At 71.5% G+C, this 18,519-nt stretch carries 16 protein-coding genes; 7 read left to right on the forward strand and 9 right to left on the reverse strand.

Going from position 1 to position 18,519, the window contains the following annotated elements:
- Positions 1 to 59: 59 nt before the first annotated feature.
- From NGJ44_RS00555 to NGJ44_RS00565, 3 genes are read left to right on the forward strand one after another with little or no spacing between them, the layout of a single operon-like run.
- Positions 60 to 1,070, forward strand: a complete 1,011-nt coding sequence (locus tag NGJ44_RS00555; RefSeq protein WP_251862791.1) for a Bug family tripartite tricarboxylate transporter substrate binding protein — start codon at positions 60 to 62, stop codon at positions 1,068 to 1,070.
- 12 nt (positions 1,071 to 1,082) lie between these two features.
- Positions 1,083 to 2,039, forward strand: a complete 957-nt coding sequence (locus NGJ44_RS00560; RefSeq protein ID WP_251862792.1) for an NAD(P)-dependent oxidoreductase — start codon at positions 1,083 to 1,085, stop codon at positions 2,037 to 2,039.
- Between the two features lie 27 nt (positions 2,040 to 2,066).
- On the forward strand, positions 2,067 to 3,074 hold the full coding sequence (locus NGJ44_RS00565) for an Ldh family oxidoreductase (protein ID WP_251862793.1): 1,008 nt from the start codon (positions 2,067 to 2,069) through the stop codon (positions 3,072 to 3,074).
- Positions 3,075 to 3,121: 47 nt separating this feature from the next.
- On the opposite strand, the gene NGJ44_RS00570 is transcribed toward NGJ44_RS00565, so the two are convergent.
- Positions 3,122 to 4,018: an AEC family transporter gene (locus NGJ44_RS00570; protein ID WP_251862794.1), complete on the reverse strand. Its 897-nt coding sequence runs from the start codon at positions 4,016 to 4,018 to the stop codon at positions 3,122 to 3,124.
- 124 nt (positions 4,019 to 4,142) lie between these two features.
- Here NGJ44_RS00570 and NGJ44_RS00575 point away from each other — a divergent pair, with 124 nt between their 5' ends.
- Positions 4,143 to 4,358: a helix-turn-helix domain-containing protein gene (locus NGJ44_RS00575; protein WP_053246222.1), complete on the forward strand. Its 216-nt coding sequence runs from the start codon at positions 4,143 to 4,145 to the stop codon at positions 4,356 to 4,358.
- On the opposite strand, the gene NGJ44_RS00580 is transcribed toward NGJ44_RS00575, so the two are convergent.
- Positions 4,348 to 4,893 (reverse strand): hypothetical protein, encoded by a 546-nt coding sequence (locus tag NGJ44_RS00580; RefSeq protein WP_251862795.1) that lies wholly within the window; start codon positions 4,891 to 4,893, stop codon positions 4,348 to 4,350. The genes NGJ44_RS00575 and NGJ44_RS00580 overlap by 11 nt on opposite strands.
- 205 nt (positions 4,894 to 5,098) lie before the next feature.
- On the opposite strand from NGJ44_RS00580, the gene gshA reads away from it, so the two are divergent.
- Positions 5,099 to 6,673 (forward strand): glutamate--cysteine ligase, encoded by a 1,575-nt coding sequence (gene gshA, locus NGJ44_RS00585; RefSeq protein WP_251862796.1) that lies wholly within the window; start codon positions 5,099 to 5,101, stop codon positions 6,671 to 6,673.
- Between the two features lie 91 nt (positions 6,674 to 6,764).
- Positions 6,765 to 7,286, forward strand: a complete 522-nt coding sequence (locus tag NGJ44_RS00590; protein WP_053246221.1) for a lipocalin family protein — start codon at positions 6,765 to 6,767, stop codon at positions 7,284 to 7,286.
- A 135-nt stretch (positions 7,287 to 7,421) separates the two neighbouring features.
- Here the strand turns inward: NGJ44_RS00590 and NGJ44_RS00595 are convergent, their stop codons facing one another.
- The 3 genes from NGJ44_RS00595 to NGJ44_RS00605 form a co-directional block, all read right to left on the reverse strand.
- A complete protein-coding gene (locus tag NGJ44_RS00595; protein ID WP_251862797.1) occupies positions 7,422 to 8,366 on the reverse strand; it encodes a M14 family metallopeptidase in 945 nt (314 codons plus the stop codon).
- Positions 8,367 to 8,429: 63 nt separating this feature from the next.
- Positions 8,430 to 9,422: a Bug family tripartite tricarboxylate transporter substrate binding protein gene (locus NGJ44_RS00600; protein WP_251862798.1), complete on the reverse strand. Its 993-nt coding sequence runs from the start codon at positions 9,420 to 9,422 to the stop codon at positions 8,430 to 8,432.
- A 187-nt stretch (positions 9,423 to 9,609) separates the two neighbouring features.
- Positions 9,610 to 10,524, reverse strand: coding sequence for a LysR family transcriptional regulator (locus NGJ44_RS00605; RefSeq protein ID WP_251862799.1), 915 nt, complete (start codon positions 10,522 to 10,524; stop codon positions 9,610 to 9,612).
- A gap of 184 nt (positions 10,525 to 10,708) precedes the next feature.
- Here NGJ44_RS00605 and NGJ44_RS00610 point away from each other — a divergent pair, with 184 nt between their 5' ends.
- Positions 10,709 to 10,954 carry a hypothetical protein gene (locus NGJ44_RS00610; RefSeq protein ID WP_251862800.1) on the forward strand — a complete coding sequence of 82 codons (246 nt, stop codon included), beginning with the start codon at positions 10,709 to 10,711 and terminating at the stop codon, positions 10,952 to 10,954.
- 114 nt (positions 10,955 to 11,068) lie between these two features.
- Here the strand turns inward: NGJ44_RS00610 and NGJ44_RS00615 are convergent, their stop codons facing one another.
- From NGJ44_RS00615 to NGJ44_RS00630, 4 genes are read right to left on the reverse strand one after another with little or no spacing between them, the layout of a single operon-like run.
- The gene (locus tag NGJ44_RS00615; RefSeq protein ID WP_251862801.1) at positions 11,069 to 12,877 is read right to left on the reverse strand and encodes a hypothetical protein; all 1,809 of its coding nucleotides are present in this window, start codon (positions 12,875 to 12,877) and stop codon (positions 11,069 to 11,071) included.
- A 15-nt stretch (positions 12,878 to 12,892) separates the two neighbouring features.
- The gene (gene tagF / locus NGJ44_RS00620; RefSeq protein ID WP_251862802.1) at positions 12,893 to 13,630 is read right to left on the reverse strand and encodes a type VI secretion system-associated protein TagF; all 738 of its coding nucleotides are present in this window, start codon (positions 13,628 to 13,630) and stop codon (positions 12,893 to 12,895) included.
- On the reverse strand, positions 13,612 to 17,226 hold the full coding sequence (gene tssM, locus NGJ44_RS00625) for a type VI secretion system membrane subunit TssM (protein ID WP_053246233.1): 3,615 nt from the start codon (positions 17,224 to 17,226) through the stop codon (positions 13,612 to 13,614). Before tssM ends, tagF begins: the two co-directional genes overlap by 19 nt.
- Positions 17,223 to 18,497, reverse strand: coding sequence for a DotU family type VI secretion system protein (locus NGJ44_RS00630; protein WP_251862803.1), 1,275 nt, complete (start codon positions 18,495 to 18,497; stop codon positions 17,223 to 17,225). The genes tssM and NGJ44_RS00630 overlap by 4 nt, the downstream gene beginning before the upstream one ends.
- Between the last annotated feature and the right edge of the window lie 22 nt (positions 18,498 to 18,519).

Raw genomic sequence — 18,519 nt, forward strand, 5'->3', positions numbered from 1 at the left:
AGCCCCAGCGGTACGGGCGCATGCATTCCTACCCGGGCGCCCCCCAAGGAGGAAGAGAAATGAGTCACGAACAACCGCAACACCCGCTGTCCGCCCGGCGGCGCGTGCTGGCCGCGCTGGGCGCGGCCGGCGCCTGCGCCCTGGCGCCCTGGCAGCGCGCGCTGGCGAAAAAAAGCGCCTGGCCGGACCGTCCCATCAATTATGTGGTGCCCTTTCCTCCCGGCGGCCTGACCGACGTGGCCGCGCGCCAGGTGGGCAAGGCGCTGGGCGACGCCGAGCGCTGGAACGTGGTGGTCGAAAACAAACCCGGCGGCAGCGCGAACATCGGGGCGGCCCACGTCTCGCACGCCGCCCCGGACGGCTACACCTGGCTGGCCATCACGCTTTCGCACGCGGCCAACGCCACGCTTTTCACCGGCAAGGCCGGCTACGACCTGCTGCGCGACCTGACGCCCGTGGCCGGCCTGGCGTCTTCGCCCATCATGGTGGTGGTCAATGCCAAGAGCGGCATCCGCAGCATGGAAGACCTGGCGCGCGCCGCCAGGGCCAAGTCGCTGTCGGCCGGCTCCAGCGGCAACGGCACGCCGCCGCACCTCACCCTGGCGCTCTACCAGAAGCTCACCGGGCTCAAGCTCATGCACGTACCGTACAAGGGCGGCGCGCCCTCGCTCACCGATCTCATCGGCGGACACCTGGACGTGGTGTTCTCCAACTACCCCGAGTCGCTGGCGCACGTGAAGAGCGGCGCGCTGCGCGCGCTGGCCATCACCACGCGCGAACGCAGCGCCGACCTGCCCGACGTGCCCACCGTGGCGCAGGCGGGGCTGCCCGATCTCATCGTCGAGAACTTCACCGGCGTGATGATGCCCGCGCGCACGCCGCCGGAGCTTGTCGAGCGGGTCGGCGACGCCATCGTGCGGCAGCTCCGGCAGCCGGCCATGCAGCAGTCGCTGCGCCAGCTCGGCTTCGTGCCCCAGCCGCGCGGCCCCGGAGAGTTCGCGGCCTACCTGAAGTCGGAGGTGGACCGCTGGTCCAGGATCATCCGCGAAGCCAACATCCAGGTCGCCTGAAACGGAGCCGCCATGCTGATCGTGATTTCCGAGTTCATGGACGAACCCGCCGTCCAGGCGCTGCGCGAGCGCTTCGAGGTGCGCTACGACCCCGGCCTGGCGGAGTCGCGCGCCGCCTTGCTCGCGGCGGCGGGCGAGGCCGACGCGCTCATCGTCCGCAACCGCAGCCGCGTAGACGCCGCGTTGCTGGCCGCCGCGCCGCGCCTGAAGGCGGTGGGGCGGCTGGGCGTGGGGCTGGACAACATCGACCTGGACGGCTGCGCGGCGCGCGGCATCCGCGTCATGCCCGCCACCGGCGCCAATGCCCGGGCGGTGGCGGAATACGTCATCGGGGCCACGCTCGCGCTGCTGCGCGGCGTGTACGGGGCCACGGGCGCGGTGGCCGGCGGGCACTGGCCCCGGGCCAGCCTGTCCGCCGGCCTGGAAGCGCACGGGCGGACGCTGGGAGTGGTGGGATTCGGCGGCATCGGACAACTGGTGGCCACGCTGGCGCGCGGGCTGGGCATGCGCGTGCTGGGCTGCGACGCCGCGCTGGCGCCGGGCCATCCCGCGTGGGCGGAAACGGGCGCCCGCCCCGCGGCGCTGGACGCGCTGCTGGCCGAAGCGGACGTGGTGTCGCTGCACGTGCCGCTCACGCCGGACACGCGCAATCTGCTGGACGAGCGCCGCCTGGCCCTCATGCGCCCCGGCGCCGTGCTCATCAATACCGCGCGCGGCGGCATCGTGGACGAGGCCGCCCTGGCCGCGGCCCTGCGGGCGGGACGCTTGCGCGGCGCCGCGCTGGACGTGTTCGGCCAGGAGCCGCTGGCCGCCGGCGGCGCGCTGGCGGCCGTACTGGCCGACACGCCCTCGGCGGCCAGCCTGATTCTCACGCCGCACATCGCCGGCCTCACGGCCGAGGCCAACACGCGGGTTTCCGAGATGGTGGCCAATGGTGTGACAATGGCGCTCACCGGCAAGGCCGCCTGACGGCCGCCGCCCACCGACAGGAAGCGTATGGCCCATATCTATCTGGACGAACTGCAATTGCTGGCCGCCGCCGGACTGGCCGCCGCCGGCGCCAATCCCGCCATGGCCGAAGCCACGGCGCGCGCCCTGGTGCATGCCGAAAGCCAGGGGCTGAGCTCGCATGGCCTGTCGCGCGTGCCGTTCTACGCCGGGCACTTGCGGACCGGGCGCGCCATCGGCGCGGCCGAGCCGCGCATCGTGCACGAGCGCGGCGGCGCCGTACTCATCGACGCCGGGTCGGGGCTGGCCTTTCCCGCCTGCGCCCTGGCCGTCCGGCAGGCGGCCGAGCGCGCCCGCGCGCACGCCGTCTCTTTCGCGGGGGTGGCCAACAGCCACCATTTCGGCGCCGCCGCCTATCACCTGGAAGAGCTGGCCGGTCAGGGGCTGGTGGCGCTGGCCATGAGCAACTCTCCCGCCGCCATGCCGGCCTGGGGCGGCAAGCGCCCGCTATTCGGCACCAATCCCATCGCCGCCGCGTTTCCGCGCCGCGGCGAGGCCCCCTTGCTCATCGACCTGTCGCTTTCGCAGGTCGCGCGCGGCAAACTCATGATCGCCGCGCGCGACAACCAGCCCATTCCCGAGGGCTGGGCGCTGGACGCCGAAGGCCGGCCCACCACCGATCCCAAGGCCGGCCTGGCCGGCAGCATGCTGCCGGCCGGCGGCGTGAAAGGCGCCATGCTGGCCCTCATCGTGGAATTGCTGGTGTGCGCGCTCACCGGATCGCGCTTCGGCTTCGAGAACGAATCGTTCTTCGTGGACGAAGGCGGACCCGCCAGACTCGGCCAGGCCTTCCTGGCCATCGACCCGGACGCGCTGGCCGGCAACGAAGCCTATCTGGAACGGGTGGAAACACTGGTCGAGGCCATGCTGGCCGACGAGGGCGTGCGCCTGCCCGGCGAACGCCGGCGCAAGCTGCGCGAACAGGCCCTGGCGCACGGCCTGGACGTGCCCGACGCGCTGCTCGCGCAGCTACGCGCGCTCGCGGGAGCCGGCTAGGAGGCGTCAACCCCAAGGCCGCGCGCCGCCGGTCGGGACGGCCGCCCTCAGGCGCCGTGCGCGAACCACAGCGCCAGCGGCGCGAAGGCCAGGAACACCACGGTGGACACCAGCACCGCGCTGGCGGCGGTGTCTCCCAAGTCGGTGTAGCGGCGGGCGTACATATAGCTCACCACGGCGCAGGGCATGGCCATCTGCAGGGTCAGCGCGCCCGCCAGCACCGGCTCCAGGTCCAGCATCCAGGCCACCAGCAGCCCTGCCAGCAGGCCCGTGCCCAGCCGGATCGCCGCCACCCGCGCCCCGTCGCGCAGCCCGCCGGACGGGATCAGCGCCAGCGCGTGGCCCAGGCTCAGCAGCATCAGCGGCACCGTCACCGCGCCCAGCATGCGCGCCGTCTCCACGACCCAGTCCGGCACGGGCACGCGCAGGGCGCGCAGCCCCACCGCCACCAGGCAGGCCAGCAGCACCGGGCTCTTCCAGCTGCCCCGAGTGTTCACGCCCGGCAGCAGCCGCACGGCAAGCGTGTGCATCACGAAGGAGTTCACGGCAAAGAACGCCACCGCCACCGACATGCCGGCATCGCCGAAGGCCAGCTGCGACATGGGCAGGCCCAGGTTGCCGGCATTGGGCAGGAAGGCGGTGGGCAGCAGGGTGCGCGCGGGCAGCCTCGCCGCGCGCAGCAGCAAGGCGCTGGCGCCGGCGCACAGGGCCAGCGCCAGCAGCGTGGCGGCCGCCACGCCAGCCAGGGCGCGATCGTCGAGCCGGGTGGTGGCGAAGGTGTGGAACACCAGGGCGGGCGTGGTCACCGAGGTGACCAGGGTGGTGATGAAGCTGCCGCCGAACGGCAGGTCGCGCCTGGCCCAGAACGCGCCGATGCCCACGCAGGACAGCAGGGGCAGCATGAGCACGATGGCCGAGAAATAGAACTGAAAAATGGCCAGCATGCGGCTATTCCGTCAAAGATGGCAAAAACGATGCGGCTGGCCATGAACGCTTGCCGCAGATGCGGGCGTTCGCCGAGCATGGGCGGCATCGCAGCATAGCGGGCGGCCTGCGCCGCGTCCCACCATGCCCCCCACACCGCTCACCGAACGCCAGACCGCCTGCCTGCACTGGGCCGCGGCGGGAAAAACCAGCTGGGAAACCGCCCGCATTCTGGGCATCAGCGAAAGCACCGTCAATTTCCACCTGCGCAATGCCTGCGACAGGCTGAGCGTGCGCGGGCGGCGCGCCGCCGTGGCCGAGGCGATACGCCGGGGCCTGCTGGACGGGCTCACGGCTTGACGACCACGGACCGCAGGAACTCGCGGGCGCGCTCCTCGGGCAGGCTCTCTTCCGTGCCCGCGGCCACCGCCTCGATCAGCATGGTGTCGGTCACCCAGACGCGGGCCCGCAGCCAGCCCGGCTTGCCCATGGCCTTGCCGCGCACCTCGATGTCTTCGCCGTAGGCGGGAAACTCCAGCGGCGGCACGGCCTGCATGTTGGTGTACAGCGACCGCATCAACGCCAGGCCCGCCGCGCGCCGGGCGACCGGGTCGCCCGCGATGCCCGGCGGCAGCGGCGCCGACCCCACGGCAAAGAAAGCCTCGCCCACGGAAGCGGTTTCCAGGGTGAATTTGAGCGTCTCGCCGCCCAGCGCCAGGTCGCGCGTCTCGGACTCCACCTTGGCCGGAAACGCGGCGCGCGCGTGGCCGCCCGCCACGTCGAGTTCGCGCCAGTTGTAGCTGGGCGTACAGGCCGCCGCCAGGCCCACCAGGGCGATGGCGGCCAGCGCGCGGCCCCTCTTGAGAACGAAACGAAACAGCGATGAAATCCCCATTGGCGCATTGCCCCGGCCGGCGTTCGTCTGGAAAACCAGCGGAAATTGTCGCCGATTTCCCGCTCCGCCGCGCGCCGCCCCCTCGGCGCGGCAGCGGAGCGGGTGGCGGCCCGGGGCCGATTGCCCCTGCATGCCGTGCTGGCTCCCTCGGCACGAGCGGCCAGCAGCCCGTAAAATCCGCCGACATACCCGAACGAGAACCAAAGTGACCGATACCGCCGCCAACCGACTCAAGCGCCTCGAGGCCAACCTGCCGCTCCTGGCCCGCACCTTGCGGGGCATCGAGAAAGAAGGGTTGCGCGTCGACGAACGGGGCCAGCTGTCGCGCAGGCCCCATCCCGCCGCCCTGGGCTCGGCCCTCACCAACGAACACGTCACCACCGACTATTCGGAGTCGCTGCTGGAACTCATTACCGGCACGCATGCCGACGCCGGATCGCTGCTGGCCGAACTCACCGACACGCACCGCCACGTCTACAGCGTGCTCGACGGCGAGCTGATCTGGAACCAGTCCATGCCGGCCACCCTGCCGGACGAAGCCGACATCCCCATCGCCTGGTATGGCACCTCCAACACCGGCATGCTCAAGCATGTCTACCGGCGCGGCCTGGCCGAGCGCTACGGCAAGACCATGCAGTGCATCGCCGGAGTGCACTACAACTACTCGCTGCCCGACGACATCTGGGAAATGCTGGACACGGCGCCCGGCAGCACCCAGGACCGCCGCTCGCGCGGCTACATCGGCCTCATCCGCAATTTCACGCGCTACTCCTGGCTGCTGATGTACCTGTTCGGCGCGGCGCCGGCCCTGGCGCGCGACTTCCTGCGCGGCCACGACCACCCGCTGCAGGCGCTGGACGCCGGCACGCTGTACCTGCCGCACGCGACCAGCCTGCGCATGAGCGACCTGGGCTACCAGAACAAGGCGCAGTCCCAGCTCAAGCTCTGCTACAACGACCTGGAAACCTTCCTGGGCCGGCTCTATGACGCGGTCACCCAGCCCTGGCCCGAATACCAGAAGATCGGCACGCACCGCAACGGCGAGTGGATCCAGCTCAACACCAACGTGCTGCAGATCGAAAACGAGTACTACTCCAGCATCCGGCCCAAGCGGACCACGGGCCGCTGCGAGCGCCCCATCACCGCCCTGGCCGAGCGCGGCGTGCAGTACGTGGAAGTGCGCTGCCTGGACATCGACCCTTACTCGCCGGTGGGCATCGACGCGGCCACCACCCGCTTCATGGACGCCTTCCTGCTGTTCTGCGCCGCGTCCGACAGCCCCTTCTTCCCCGCCAGCGGCTATTGCCAGCGCAGCGTGGACAACTTCGCCACCGTGGTCAAGGAAGGCCGCAAGCCCGGCCTCATGCTGGACCGCGACGGCCAGCCCATCGGCCTGGCGCAATGGGGCGCAGAGCTGCTGGACCGCATCGCGCCGTATGCCGCGCTGTATGACGCGGCGCTGGGCGGCGACGCCTACGCGCAGGCCGTGCAGGCGCAGCGCGGCAAGCTGGCCGACCCCGGCAGCACGCCCTCGGCGCGCCTGGTGGCCGAACTGAAGGACTCGGGCGCAAGCTTCCTGGAATATTCCCTGGCGCTCAGCCGCAAGCACGCCGAGACGCTGCGCGCGCAGCCCCTGCCGCCCGAGGTGGCCGCGGCCTACCGGCAGGCCGCGCAGGCCTCGCTGCAAGAGCAGCGGCGCATCGAGCAGAGCGACACCGAAGACTTCGACACCTACGTGGCGCGCTACCATGCCGCGCTCAAGGCGCCGGGCAGCAAATAAGGCGCGTCGAATAAAGGCGTATCGTTAGGGTTTCGGCCGGCGGCGCAACAACCGGCGCCGGCCCGCCCGCCATCCCGAGGAGGTTTATCCCATGCGCCGCATCGCAACATTCCTGCTGGCGTTGACTGCCGCCATCACCGTGCAGACCCATGCCGCGCCGCCCCCGGTGCAGACCGTGGCGTCGGTGGACCTGAAACGCTATGCGGGCATGTGGTACGAGATCGCCAAGTTCCCCATGTTCTTCCAGCGCGACTGCGCCGGCGACACCACGGCCGAGTACACCGTGCATCCGGACGGCACGCTGGGCGTGAACAACCGCTGCCGCACCAAGGACGGAGACATCGACTCCACCTCCGGCACGGCCACGGCCATCGAAGGCAGCAACAACGCCAAGCTGGAAATCTCGTTCTTCAAGCCTTTCAAGGGCGACTACTGGATCATCGGGCTGGACCCGGACTACCGCTGGGCGGTGGTGGGCACGCCCGACCGCAAGTACCTGTGGATACTCTCGCGCTCGCCGCAGATGCCCAAGGAAGAGCTCGACAAGGCGCTGGCCGCCGCGACGGCGCAGGGCTATACGCTGGACGAGCTGCAATATACGCCGCAGCGCTAGGCCCATCCCCGAGGCGCCTGCGGCGCCTCCCCCTCGAAGAGGGCGCGATGGCGGACCGGCCAAGCCGGATCCGCGGCGCTCCGGTTTGGGGGCGCCCGTTCCGTCTTGGGCGCGCCTGTTGCTTTCTGCCGGCGCTTATGCGGCGTGGTCGCGCGCCAGGCGGACGACGGTTACGCCGGGTTTGAGCTGGCGCAGCGAGGGCATGATGAGGGTGCACCGGTCGTAGGGGGTGACGATGGGCTGGCCGTCGGCCCAGCCGATGACGCTGCCGGCCTGTTCGAGCGTTTCCAGGCCCTGCCAGGGCTGGGAGAAGCGCACGTCCATGGAAGGCGCGACGATGGCGTGGGTGACTTCGAGCACGCGCTGGGCGGACGGTTCGGGCAGCAGCCAGCCGGCGGGCAGGTCCTGGGCGTCGACGACGCCGGATTCGCGCAGCATGCGCGCCGCCATGTCGCGCGCCACGTCGCGCGAGGACGGGTCGCCATGGAAGCCGCATTCGATCAGCAGGGCGCAGGCGTCTTCCTGCGCGGGATCGCCGAACCGGGCATAGTCGCGCATGCGCACGCCGTCCTTGTGGCCGGCGTCCACGATCACGTGCTGCGGCGCGCCGAGCCGGCGCGCGAGCGCGATATTGCGCGGCAGCAGGCCGGTGAGCAGCAGCGGCGCGCCGGGTTCGTGCATGGAATGCAGGTCGAGCAGCCAGTCGGCGCGCTCCACCCATGGGCGCAACGCCGCGGCCCGGCGGCGGTCGGCGGTGGCGGGGTCTTCCAGCCGCCCGGCGCTCCAGACCCGGTTCATGTCTTCTTCCACGAAACGCGACGCGTCGTGGCGGGCGAGGTCGAAACGGTCGAACGCGTCCAGGTTGCAGAACGCCAGCGTAAGGCTGCCGCGGCGCGGGCGCAGGCCCGCGGCCAGCAGCTCCTTGAGGGCCCAGGCCCCGCACAGCTCGTTGCCATGCACCAGCGCCGAGATCATGAGCGCGCGGCCCGGCGCGCCGGACTCGAAATGCCAGACGCCGGGCGTGCCGGTATTGCCGGCGCGTTCCGCGCCCAGGTCGGGAACGGGAAGCTTGAATTCCATGAGTGCATCCATAAAAGACGGCGGGCGCGGACCGCCGGTCCGCGCCCGCCCAGTGCGCAATCCCTATTGCGCCTCGATCCGGGCGGCCTTGACCAGCGCGCCGTATTTTTTCGTCTCGTCGGCCTGGAACGCCACGGGATCGATGCCGGGCTGCGACAGCGCCCCGCCCGCCTCCTGCATCTTGGCCCGGAACTGCTCGGACTTCAGGATATCGACCAGGGCGCCGCGCAGCCTGGCGGCCACGGGCTCGGGCAGGCCGGCCGGGCCGTACAGCGCGAACCAGACGTTGATGTCCACCGCTTCGAATCCCGGCGTCTCGGCCAGGGCGGGCAGGTCGGGCGCCACCGGCGAGCGCTTCTTCTCGGTGACGCCCAGCGCCACGATCTTGTCGCCGCGCACCTGCGGCAGGCCCGAGGACAGCACCAGCATGCCGAAGTCCAGCTGGCCGCTCATCAGGTCCGTGACCAGCGGCGACACGCCGCGGTACGGCACGTGCTCGGCGCGGGTGCCGGTGGACTGGTTGATCATCTCGCCGGCCAGGTGCAGCGTGGTGCCCACGCCGGACGAACCGTAGTTGAAACTGCCGGGCTTGGCCGCGCGCAGCTTTTCCAGGTATTCGGCGGCCGTCTTCACGCCCGAATTCTTGCTGGCCGCCAGCAGCATGGGCTGCGAGGCGATCACGCCCAGCGCCGTGAAATCCTTGGCGGGGTCGTACTTGACGGCATTGTTGATCATGCGGGCAATGACCATTTCGTTGGTCGAGCCCAACAGCAGCGTATAGCCGTCGGCCGGCGCGCGCGCGACGCGCTGCGCGCCGATGGTGCCGCCCGCGCCGCCCACGTTCTCGACGACCACGCTCTGGCCCAGGCGCTTGGCCAGCTCCTCGCCGAACAGACGGGCGGTCAGGTCCACGCTGCCGCCGGCGGGGTAGCCCACCACCAGCGAGATGGGGTGGTCGGGGTAATCGGCCGCATGGGCGGCGGGCGCCACGGCCGCGGCCGCCGCGAAACAGAACGCGGCGAGCGCGGCGCGCAGCGGATGCATAACGGTTTTCATTCTTTCTCCCTGGGGTGCTGAGGCGGACGGCGGCGCCGTCTCTGTCGTGATTTCGGGAGCTATTCTGCGGCGCGGCGTCCCGCCGTTCCGTGCTGAATCGGCACATCTCCGTGCGGATTGCTTACCGCACCATGCCACGCACCGCCACGGTGCGGGTTTTCCCTGCCGCGGCGCGCGGGCGGCGGATTCAGGTCTTGCGCCGCGCCGTGGCGTCCCATGCCGCCTCGGCCAGGTCGGCCAGCCGGGCGCGCGGCCGGTACAGCCGGACCTCGAAGGCGATCTCGTCGCTGCGCCCGCCCAGGGCGGCCAGCACGCCACGGCGGCAATCGGCGGCCACCATGGACCACGGCAGCCATGCCACGCCCAGGCCCTTGGCCACCGCGCCGTGCGCGGCGTCCAGCGAATCGCTGCGCACGAACGGACTGAGCGCGTAGGGCGTGTTCTCGAGGCGGTCGCCGACGATGCGCTCCATGGCCAGCCCGCCCGCATAGGTGATGAGCGGGGCCGCCTCGCCGCCTTCGCGCAGCGCGTAGCGCGGCCGGCCCCGCGCATCGGCCTGGCTGACCGGCACGAGCTTGTCGGTGCCCAGCGTCATGTAGCGGTAGCGGCCCGGCGTGAGCTGCACCGACAGCGCGGGATGCTCGTAGCAGCACAGCAGATCGACCCTGCCCTGCTCCAGCCGCGCCGCCATGTCTTTCATCATGCCGGTGGAAATCTCCACCTGCGTGCCCTCGTGCAGCACCTTCGGCGCCCGGTGGCGCAGCCGCGCGATCCAGTCCGCCACCAGCGTGCGCGCCAGGCTGCGGCCCGTGGCGATGCGCAGCACCGCCTCGCCGCCCGCGCCGGAACTGCGGATGCGGTGGCGCACCAGCCCCATCTGCTCCACCACCTGGGTGGCGGTCTTGAGCAGCGCCTCGCCCTCGGGCGTGAGCGTGACGGGCGTCCGGTGGCGCTCCACCAGCGGCGCGCCGGCCCAGGCTTCCAGCGCGCGGATGCGCCGGCCGAAGGCCGGATGCGTCACGTGGCGCGACTCCGCCGCGCGCACGAAGCTGCCGGTCTGCGCCAGCGCCACCAGGTCTTCGAGAAGTTTGAGGTCAGCCATGCAAGGGAAAGCGGCGGAAGGGAAATCGCGGCGCGCCCGCCGCGGCTGCGGCCGGCGCGGCCCATTCTACCCTCGGGCTCCCGCGGCGCCCGCGATCTTGCGCCGCGCCCCGGAAATACTGTACAAAAACACAGTAACACGTGATACATTTCGCTCCGCCTGAAAACCTCATCGGGAGTCTTTCGTGTCCGAACCCGCGCAAGTCCTCAAGTACATCGTCGTTCCCTACCGAGCCGTCACGCATGGCGTCGCGCCGGGCGAAATACGCGCCGCGAGCAGCGAATTCGGCGCAGTGCGAATCGCGGAGTCCATGGCCTCCAAGTTCGCGGGCGTGGCCGCCTACGCCGTGCTGGTCGACACCGAAACCGGCGACATGGACGCGCCTCGCGTGCTGACGCAGATCGGCGCCGTGCCGCCCCTCGACGACTGAACCCCGCCCGCCGGCGGGCGCTCCACATGTGCGCCCCCCGGGCATGCCCCGGGGGGCGCATTTGCTTTCGGCTCGCGGCGGCGCGAATCGCCGCCCCTCACGCCGCCTGCCGGACTACTGGAACCGGTGCGCCACCGTCGCCCCCTTGCCGGACTGGATCTGCACGGTTTCCGTGTGGGACGGCAGGTCGCCGTTGCGCACCGTGACCGTATAGCTGCCCGGACGCAGGCACAGGGTCTTGAGCGGCGGGCTCACGCCCCGCACCGCGCCATTGACCGCCACTTCCCCCCAGGGCTGGATATTCAGCCGCAGCGGCGCCGGGCAGCGCTCGCCCGCGAGCGCGCCGGGCGAAGCCGCCGGCGCGGCGGCCGGCGGCCCGGCGCGGCCCGCTTCGGTCGCGGAGGCATGCTCCGGCTCGTGGCCGGGCTTCTGGACGGCAGCGCTGGCCGCGCCGGCGTAGGCCGGACCGGATGCCGCGGCCGGGGGGCCGCTGGCGGACGTTTCCGGCCGCGCCGCGCCCGCCTCGGACGCTGACCCGCGCGCCGGCGGATAGAGCGTGTGCAGCCCGGGCGGTTCCGGCACGGCGGGCGCGGCGGCCTGCGCCCGGGCATCCGGCGCTTGCGCCGGGCCATTCGACGCCTGCCCCGAAGCGCCCGGCTCGGGCTGGCCGGCCTGCGGCGCGGCGGCAGGCGGCACGGACGGCGTGCCGGCTCCCGCGCCCGTTTCCGCCGCATCCGGAACAACCGCCTGCGGGCCGGGTGTGCCCGCGGAAGGCACACCGGCTGCGGGCGTACCGGCTGCGGGCGTACCGGCTGCGGGCATACCGTCCGGGGATGCGCCGGCCGGGGAAGGCACGCCCGCCTGTCCGCCTGGCGCTCCGTCGGACGCGCCCGCAGCCGGCGTGGATTGCGGCGGCGCGTCTCCCGCCGTGGGCGCCGGCATGTTCCGGGCCACCGCGGGCGCTGCGGGCGGGCTGGCGCCGTCGCCGCGCAAGGCAAAGTACGCCGCGGCCGCCAGGGCCAGCGCCACCCCGGCCATCATGACGACGGGAGGCCGCTTGCGCTCGGCCGGTTCGGGCAGCGGCGGCCGGTGCACCGCGGGCGGCGGCCGGCGGGATGCCTCCGCGGCGGGCAACGGTTCCGGGGCAGGCGGCGGCTCCGTTTCCGCAGGCTGCACGCCAGGCGGCGGGGTTTCTTTTTCCGCCCGCGGCAAGGCATCGGACGGCGCCCGCGCGGCGGAAGCGCCGGCGGGCGGGGCCGACGGGCCGGCGCCGGGCAATGCGTCCGCTTCCTGCGTGCCGGTCATCCCGGGCGTCGCATCCGCCTCATGGGACGCGGCCGCGCCGGGCAGCGCGTGCGCCTCCCCGGCATCGGGCCGGCCGCCGGCGGCCGGCGCGCCGGCGGCATTGCCCCCGAGCGCGGCGTCGCGCGCGTCAAAGCGCAGCGACAGGTTGCGGTCCAGGCTGGCGAGAAACGCATCGTCGTAGCCCGGACGGCCGCTGCCGGCCAGGATGTGGCGCGTGTCGAGCACGCAGCGCTCAAGCGCGGGCGGCGGCGCTTGGCCGGTGACCATGAGATAGCCCAGCGCCGCCAGCGCATGCGCGTCGGTCCAGGGGCCGCAAGGCGTGGCGGGGTCGTCCGTGTATTGCTCGAACGCGGCGTAGCCGGGCGCGCGCGGCGCCAGCTCCGCATTGGCCTGCCCGCCCAGCGCCGGCGCGAGCAGGTGGGCGCGTCCCTGCGCGTCCAGGCCGACGCTGCCAGGGTGCACCGCGCCATGCACAGTGCCGGCGGCATGCAGCGGCGCCAGCGCCTGCGCCAGTTCGTCGAGCAGGCGCACGATGCGCGCCTGCGGCACGCCACCGCGCAGCACGGCGGGCAGTGTATCCAGGCGGCGGATGCCCGCCGGTTGGGTGTCGATCGACATGGTTCTCGTCTCCTGTCAGCCGCGCCGCCCGCCGCCCAGCGGCAGGAAGAGCTTGCCGAACAGCGTCGCGTTGAGCGCGCCGCCATGCACATACGTGAGCAGCGCCGCGCCGTCGGCCTGGTTGGTCCACCAATAGCTGGTGTGCGATCCGGGGTTGAAGTACGCGGGCAGCCCGGTCCAGGCCACGCCCCGGGCGGGCTCGGGCTCGCGGGCGATGCCAGCGTTGAGAATGTCCATGATGTCGCTGCCCGGCGAAGCCGCATCGGGGCGGCCGAGCGAGGCGAGCGACAGGCCCGGCTGCGTCAGCATCTGGTCGAGCTGCTCGGCTCCGCGGCCATGGCGCACGGCGCCCAGCACGCCCGTTCCCAGCTGGCGGTAGTAATCGCCGGCGTTCTCGAGAATGCGGGCATCGTAGTCGTCGGGGTGCAGGTACGACACCAGGCACAGCGGATAGCGCCGCCCCACGCGGTCGCGGCTGGCGCCGATGCAGCCCAGCTGCACCACGCCCGCGCCCAGGCCGGCGGGAATCGCGAAGTTCCAGATGGGCGCGGCCGCATAGGCGCGCTGCGCCTCGCTCTCGTCGAGCGCGGCGCGCAGCGCGGCCAGGCCGTGCTGCAGCCACCTGTCCCACCACGCGATGAGCTCGCGCGGCAGGCGCCGATGCACGAAATCCCCGGAAGCGGGCAGCTTGCCGTACCAGCCCACGCCATCGGCGCCGGCCGCCCCGGCGGTCTTCACGAACGGCCTGGACATGCAAACCCCCGCATCTCAGCCAGATTGAAAGGACTCTTCACGCTGCTGGCCGTGATTTCCAGCACCACCTTGCGGCCCTGGATGTCGAAGGTCGCCAGTACCGTCTCGGGCGCGCTGCCGCGCGAAAGCGTGGCTTTCTGCAGGATCCGGTTCAGCGCCCAGGGCCCGTTGGCCACCACGCCGGCGGTGCCGGTCTGCGGCTGCAGTTCGATGCGCACCTGGTTGGTGCCGCGCGGGCCGGGCCATTGCACCTGGGTGGCCACCTGCGGCCCGTGCGCGTAGCGCACCAGTTGCCCATCCACATCCATCAGGAACTGCGTGATGCTGCTGTCCATCTCCACCGGCCGGATCGACACGCGGAACTGCGGCGTGACGCTGCCGGCCGAAAAATAGACATCGCGGATCACGGCCGCGCGCTGGAAGGCGTCGAGCACGGGCGAGGTCTTGCCCGGCGTGCCGTCGATGCCCGGCTTGAAGCGCCAGCGCGGCCCTGACACGTCGATCTGCGTCGCCAGCCGCCGCTGGAAGTAATCGTCCATCATGCCGGTGCCCGGCGCGAACAGGCGCGCCATGTCGTTGGGCGCCACGTCGCGCGTGGAAGCGGGCGCGAAGGGATAGCGCCCCGCGATGGACTGGCGGCAGAACAGGCCGATGGTAGCGGCCACCTCGTCGTTGAGCTGCTCCTGCACCACGCCCGACACCTCGCCCGAGGCGCTCACCGACAGGCCGTTGAGCAGGTCGCGCACCGGCTCGGGCATGCGGCCGGCCTCGGCGCGCAGCTTGGTCACCACGTCGGAGCTGGGCGCCGGGTTGGCGCTGCGCAGCGCCGCGTCCGAGGCGGTCAGGTAGGTGTACAGCTCGTTGATGAGACCGGTGGTGTTGGCGATCGGCGACATGCCGTTGGCGTCCGGCTGGGCCAGGCGGCGGTACGAATCGAAATGCTGGTCCACGATGGTTTCGAGCTTGCCCTCGGACGCATCGGCGCGCGTGCCGCCGGTCGGCCCCACCGGCCCGAACAGCTGCTCCAGCGTCTCGCGGGTGCTGCTCACCCGGCTCCTGGCCTCGTCCACCAGCGAGCGCGCGCCGCCTTCCTGCTCGCGCAGCAGCGTGGTTTCGCGCGCCACGCCCTGCACCAGCTTCACCAGCGGCGAATCCGGCGCGGACAGCGTGCGCGAGGTCTGGATGCTCTGCAGCAGCGAAGAGCTGGGCGCGAGCTTGATGTCGTTGAGATAGGCGTCCCAGGTGGCCACATAGTCGTTCAGATAGAGCCGCCGGATGTCGTTGACCAGCGTGTCCTGCCCCGCCCGTTCGCGCAGGCTGCCCGGCTCGATGCCAAGCACCCAGGCATCGTCGGCGCGCAGCCGCTCGGCCACCTGCCCCACCCTCGTATTGAACACCTTCCAGTAGCCGTCGTAGCTGTACAGCGAGGGAATGCCCTGCGTGAGCGGCTTGCCGCTTTTGCGCGTGAACACCGCCCCGGCCTGCGGCCCGGCCAGCGTCACCACCGTGGTCTCGGGCGCCTTGGAGCCGCCGATCAGCAGGCGCCGCAGCCGGCTGTAGGAACGCTGCGCCAGCGTGTAGCGCGCCAGTTGCTCGCGCGCCCTGGCCACCAGCGCCTCGTCCTTGGGGAACGGCGAGACGATGACCTTGCCCTGCACCAGGTTGCGCAGGTGCAGCGACATCATGTCGTACTGGCGGCGCGTGTAGCCTTCGGGCAGCGTCTTCTGCATGTCGGACAGCAGCCAGGCGTGCATGAAGTCGGCGTCGTAGTGGTCCGGCTCGTACAGCATGAGGTAGGCGCGCAGGGCCTCGTAGCCGTATTCCAGGTCGTCGGGCGAGGCGTTGCGCAGCGCCGACTCCACGCGCCGCGCAACCTGAGGCAGCAGCACCTGGTCCAGCGTATTGCGGTAGACGCCCTGCGCCGCGGCATACATCTTCTCGCCCTGGTACAGCCCGAAGCGGTAGCCCAGCGGCGGCGAGTGGATGTCGAAGTCCGCCCCTTGCGGCAGGTACCAGAGCGCGTCCAGGAAAGGCATGAGGCCCAGCACGTCGCCGGCCTGGGTGATTTTCAAGTCCTTGCCCAGCTTGTCGGCCACCGGCACACGCCGCTCGATCTCGGCCAGGTAGCGCGAATTGTTGCCATAGCTCACGAACCATCCGGCGAGCAGCCCGACCAGCAGCAGCGTGATGAGCCCGTAGCCCGCCCAGTGCAGGCGGCGGTAGCGCCGCTCCCAGCGCAGGTTGCGCCCGGCCAGCCCCGCTTCCTTGAAGATCACTTCCTGCAGCAGGTTCTTCAGGAAGAAGCTGCGCGCCTCGCCTGCCGGCGCCTGGGTCTCCAGCCGGTTGTCCAGGCGCAGGTAGCGCCGCAGGCTGCCGGTGACCTGGTCGAAGGTTTCGCCTTCGTCCTGCGTGCCGCTGGTGAAGTACACGCCGCGCGGCACCAGCCGGGCCTCGTAGCGCGTGGCCGAGAACACGTCGCTCAGGAACTGGCCCAGCACGTTCTGCAGACTGGCGAACTGCTGCGGCAGCATGTAGGCCAGCGCCCGGCCGGCCTCGTCGTGCTGCGCGGCCAGCACCTCGGGCAGCGCGTCGTCCAGGCGGCGCTGCAGCAGGCGGTACTCGGCATGGAAAGCCTCGTACAGGTCGAAGCCCTCTTCCTGCGAGCGCGCATAGGGCAGCGTGAAGCCCCACACCTGCTCCAGATCCTCCCGGCCGAAGGACTGGAAATAAGCCTCGAAGCCGGCCAGCAAGTCCACCTTGGTCACCAGCACATAGACGGGGAACTGGATGCCGAGCTGCTCGCGCAGCTCCTGCAGGCGCTTGCGCAGCACCGCCGCATGCTGCACCCGCTCCGTATCGGAGGCCGAAAGCAGGTCGGCCACGCTGACGGTCAGAATGGCCCCGTTGATGGGCTGGCGGCCGCGAAAACGCGACAGCAGCCCCAGGAAGCCTTTCCACTCGTTCTCGTCGCCGATGGGGTCGCTCTCATGCGTGGTGTAGCGCCCCGCCGTGTCGAGCAGCACCGCATCGTCGGTGAACCACCAGTCGCAATTGCGCGTGCCGCCCACGCCCCGCAGCCCGACCTTGCCGTAGCGGTCGGCCAACGGGAAATTCAGGCCCGAATTGACCAGCGCCGTCGTCTTGCCCGAACCCGGCGCGCCCACGAACACATACCAGGGAAGCTGGTACAGATACTGGCGCGAAAAGCGCGAGAAGAACCCCGGCCGCTCGCCATGCTCGAAGCGCGTGCGGCGCAGCAGCTCCACCGCCTCGTCGAAGCGCTCCTGCAGCTCGCGCACCTCGGGGTTGACGGGCTCCTTGGCCTCTTCGCGCTTGGCGGCGGCGGGCCGGCGCAGCTGCCCCAGCAGCTGGGCGTTCAACCGGCCCTGGCGCCACTTGCGCCACAGAATGCGCAGCAGCCAGACCGCGAACAGCGCGACGATCAGGCCCGCCCGCGCGGCGGCCGGCTCCAGCGGCCGCCACTGGCCCACGGCGAGCAGCGGCCCCGCCACCCAGATCAACAGCGACAGCGCCACCAGGCCCAGGAAATTCCACAGGCCGCGGCTCATCAGGAAACCGAAGAAGGTATGGATCATTGCGCCGCTCCTTCCACCGTGGACGAGCGCGGCACGGGCGGCACCAGCAGCGTGATTTCCACGCGCCGGTTGCGGGCGCGGTTGGCGGCGGTGTCGTTGGGCGCCACCGGGTCCGCATCGCCCCGGCCCTCGGCGCGCACGCGCCTGGGATCGTCCAGGCGTTTTTCCAGGATCTCCTTGACCGCGTCGGCGCGGGCCTGCGACAGGTGCCAGTTCGACGGGAAGCGCGCGCCGCGGCTGGGAATGTTGTCGGTATAGCCGCTCACGAGAATGCTGCCCTCCGTCTCGCGCAGCGCGTCGGCGACGCGCGCGAGCACCGGCAGATAGCGTTCGCGCACGTCGGCCGCGCCGGAATCGAACAGGCCGTCGCCGCGCAGCACCACCACGCTGCGGTCGGCCTCGTCGCGCACCGTGACCAGGTCTTCGCGGATTTCCGGCGCGAGGAATTCGGCCAGGCGCGGCTTGGGCGCCGGCTTGGCCGCGGGCGCCCGCGCCAGTTCCAGGCGCGGCGTCTGCACCGCGCCGACCGCGGCGAACGCGCTGTCCGACACCGAGCCCAGGCGCCACGTCAGCCCGAAATTGGCTGCCAGGGCCAGCGCGCCCGCCAGCGCCGCGAACACCCAGAGCGGCACCGGCAGGCGACGCGTGGCGACCTGCGCGGGAATGTCGCGCCAATGCGGCGACAGCTCGCGCGGATATTCCCCGCGCGCGCCGCGCAGGATGCGCAGCAGCCGCTGGCGCAGGGTTTCCAGCTGCGAGCGCCCGTTGTCCAGCACGCGGTAGCGCCCCTCGAAACCGAGCAGGAGGCAGTAGTACAGCAGCTCCAGCAGGTCCAGGTGATGGCTGGGATTCTGCGACAGCTTGGCCAGCAGTTGGAAGAACTTCTCCCCGCCCCAGGTTTCGTTGTGGAAGGTCACGAGCAGGCTGTGCGCGGACCACACCCCGCCGCCGCCCCAGGGCGTGAGCGCGGCGGCCTCGTCCAGCGCCGTGCACAGGCAGTAGCGCGCGCCCAGGATGGTTTCGTTGGGGATGCCGGCCTGCTGCGCGCGCAGCTCGAACTGCCGCACCTCATCCACCAGCTGCTCGCGCAGCATGGCGGGGGAAGGATGGGAGGCCGTATTGCGGATCTGCGGCACGAGGTCCAGCAGCGGATTGGCGGCCGCCACCAGCGGATTGCTGCCGCTGATGACGTACTCGCCGCTGCGGTGCCACGGCCCTTCGCCGCGCGCGGGGCCGGGAAAGGGCGAATCGAGAATGGCGTCGGTTGTCATATTGGGTCATCTCAGCGCCGGC

Source organism: Achromobacter sp. Marseille-Q4962, from assembly GCF_943737005.1.
GTDB lineage: Bacteria > Pseudomonadota > Gammaproteobacteria > Burkholderiales > Burkholderiaceae_B > Achromobacter.

Bases quoted from the DNA above. Each gene is read 5' to 3' on its own strand.
- NGJ44_RS00555 (WP_251862791.1), top strand. From the start codon at position 60: ATGAGTCACGAACAACCGCAACACCCGCTGTCCGCCCGGCGGCGCGTG.
- NGJ44_RS00560 (WP_251862792.1), top strand. From the start codon at position 1,083: ATGCTGATCGTGATTTCCGAGTTCATGGACGAACCCGCCGTCCAGGCG.
- NGJ44_RS00565 (WP_251862793.1), top strand. From the start codon at position 2,067: ATGGCCCATATCTATCTGGACGAACTGCAATTGCTGGCCGCCGCCGGA.
- NGJ44_RS00570 (WP_251862794.1), bottom strand. From the start codon at position 4,018: ATGCTGGCCATTTTTCAGTTCTATTTCTCGGCCATCGTGCTCATGCTG.
- NGJ44_RS00575 (WP_053246222.1), top strand. From the start codon at position 4,143: ATGCCCCCCACACCGCTCACCGAACGCCAGACCGCCTGCCTGCACTGG.
- NGJ44_RS00580 (WP_251862795.1), bottom strand. From the start codon at position 4,893: ATGGGGATTTCATCGCTGTTTCGTTTCGTTCTCAAGAGGGGCCGCGCG.
- NGJ44_RS00590 (WP_053246221.1), top strand. From the start codon at position 6,765: ATGCGCCGCATCGCAACATTCCTGCTGGCGTTGACTGCCGCCATCACC.
- NGJ44_RS00595 (WP_251862797.1), bottom strand. From the start codon at position 8,366: ATGGAATTCAAGCTTCCCGTTCCCGACCTGGGCGCGGAACGCGCCGGC.
- NGJ44_RS00600 (WP_251862798.1), bottom strand. From the start codon at position 9,422: ATGAAAACCGTTATGCATCCGCTGCGCGCCGCGCTCGCCGCGTTCTGT.
- NGJ44_RS00605 (WP_251862799.1), bottom strand. From the start codon at position 10,524: ATGGCTGACCTCAAACTTCTCGAAGACCTGGTGGCGCTGGCGCAGACC.
- NGJ44_RS00615 (WP_251862801.1), bottom strand. From the start codon at position 12,877: ATGTCGATCGACACCCAACCGGCGGGCATCCGCCGCCTGGATACACTG.
- tagF (WP_251862802.1), bottom strand. From the start codon at position 13,630: ATGTCCAGGCCGTTCGTGAAGACCGCCGGGGCGGCCGGCGCCGATGGC.
- tssM (WP_053246233.1), bottom strand. From the start codon at position 17,226: ATGATCCATACCTTCTTCGGTTTCCTGATGAGCCGCGGCCTGTGGAAT.
- NGJ44_RS00630 (WP_251862803.1), bottom strand. From the start codon at position 18,497: ATGACAACCGACGCCATTCTCGATTCGCCCTTTCCCGGCCCCGCGCGC.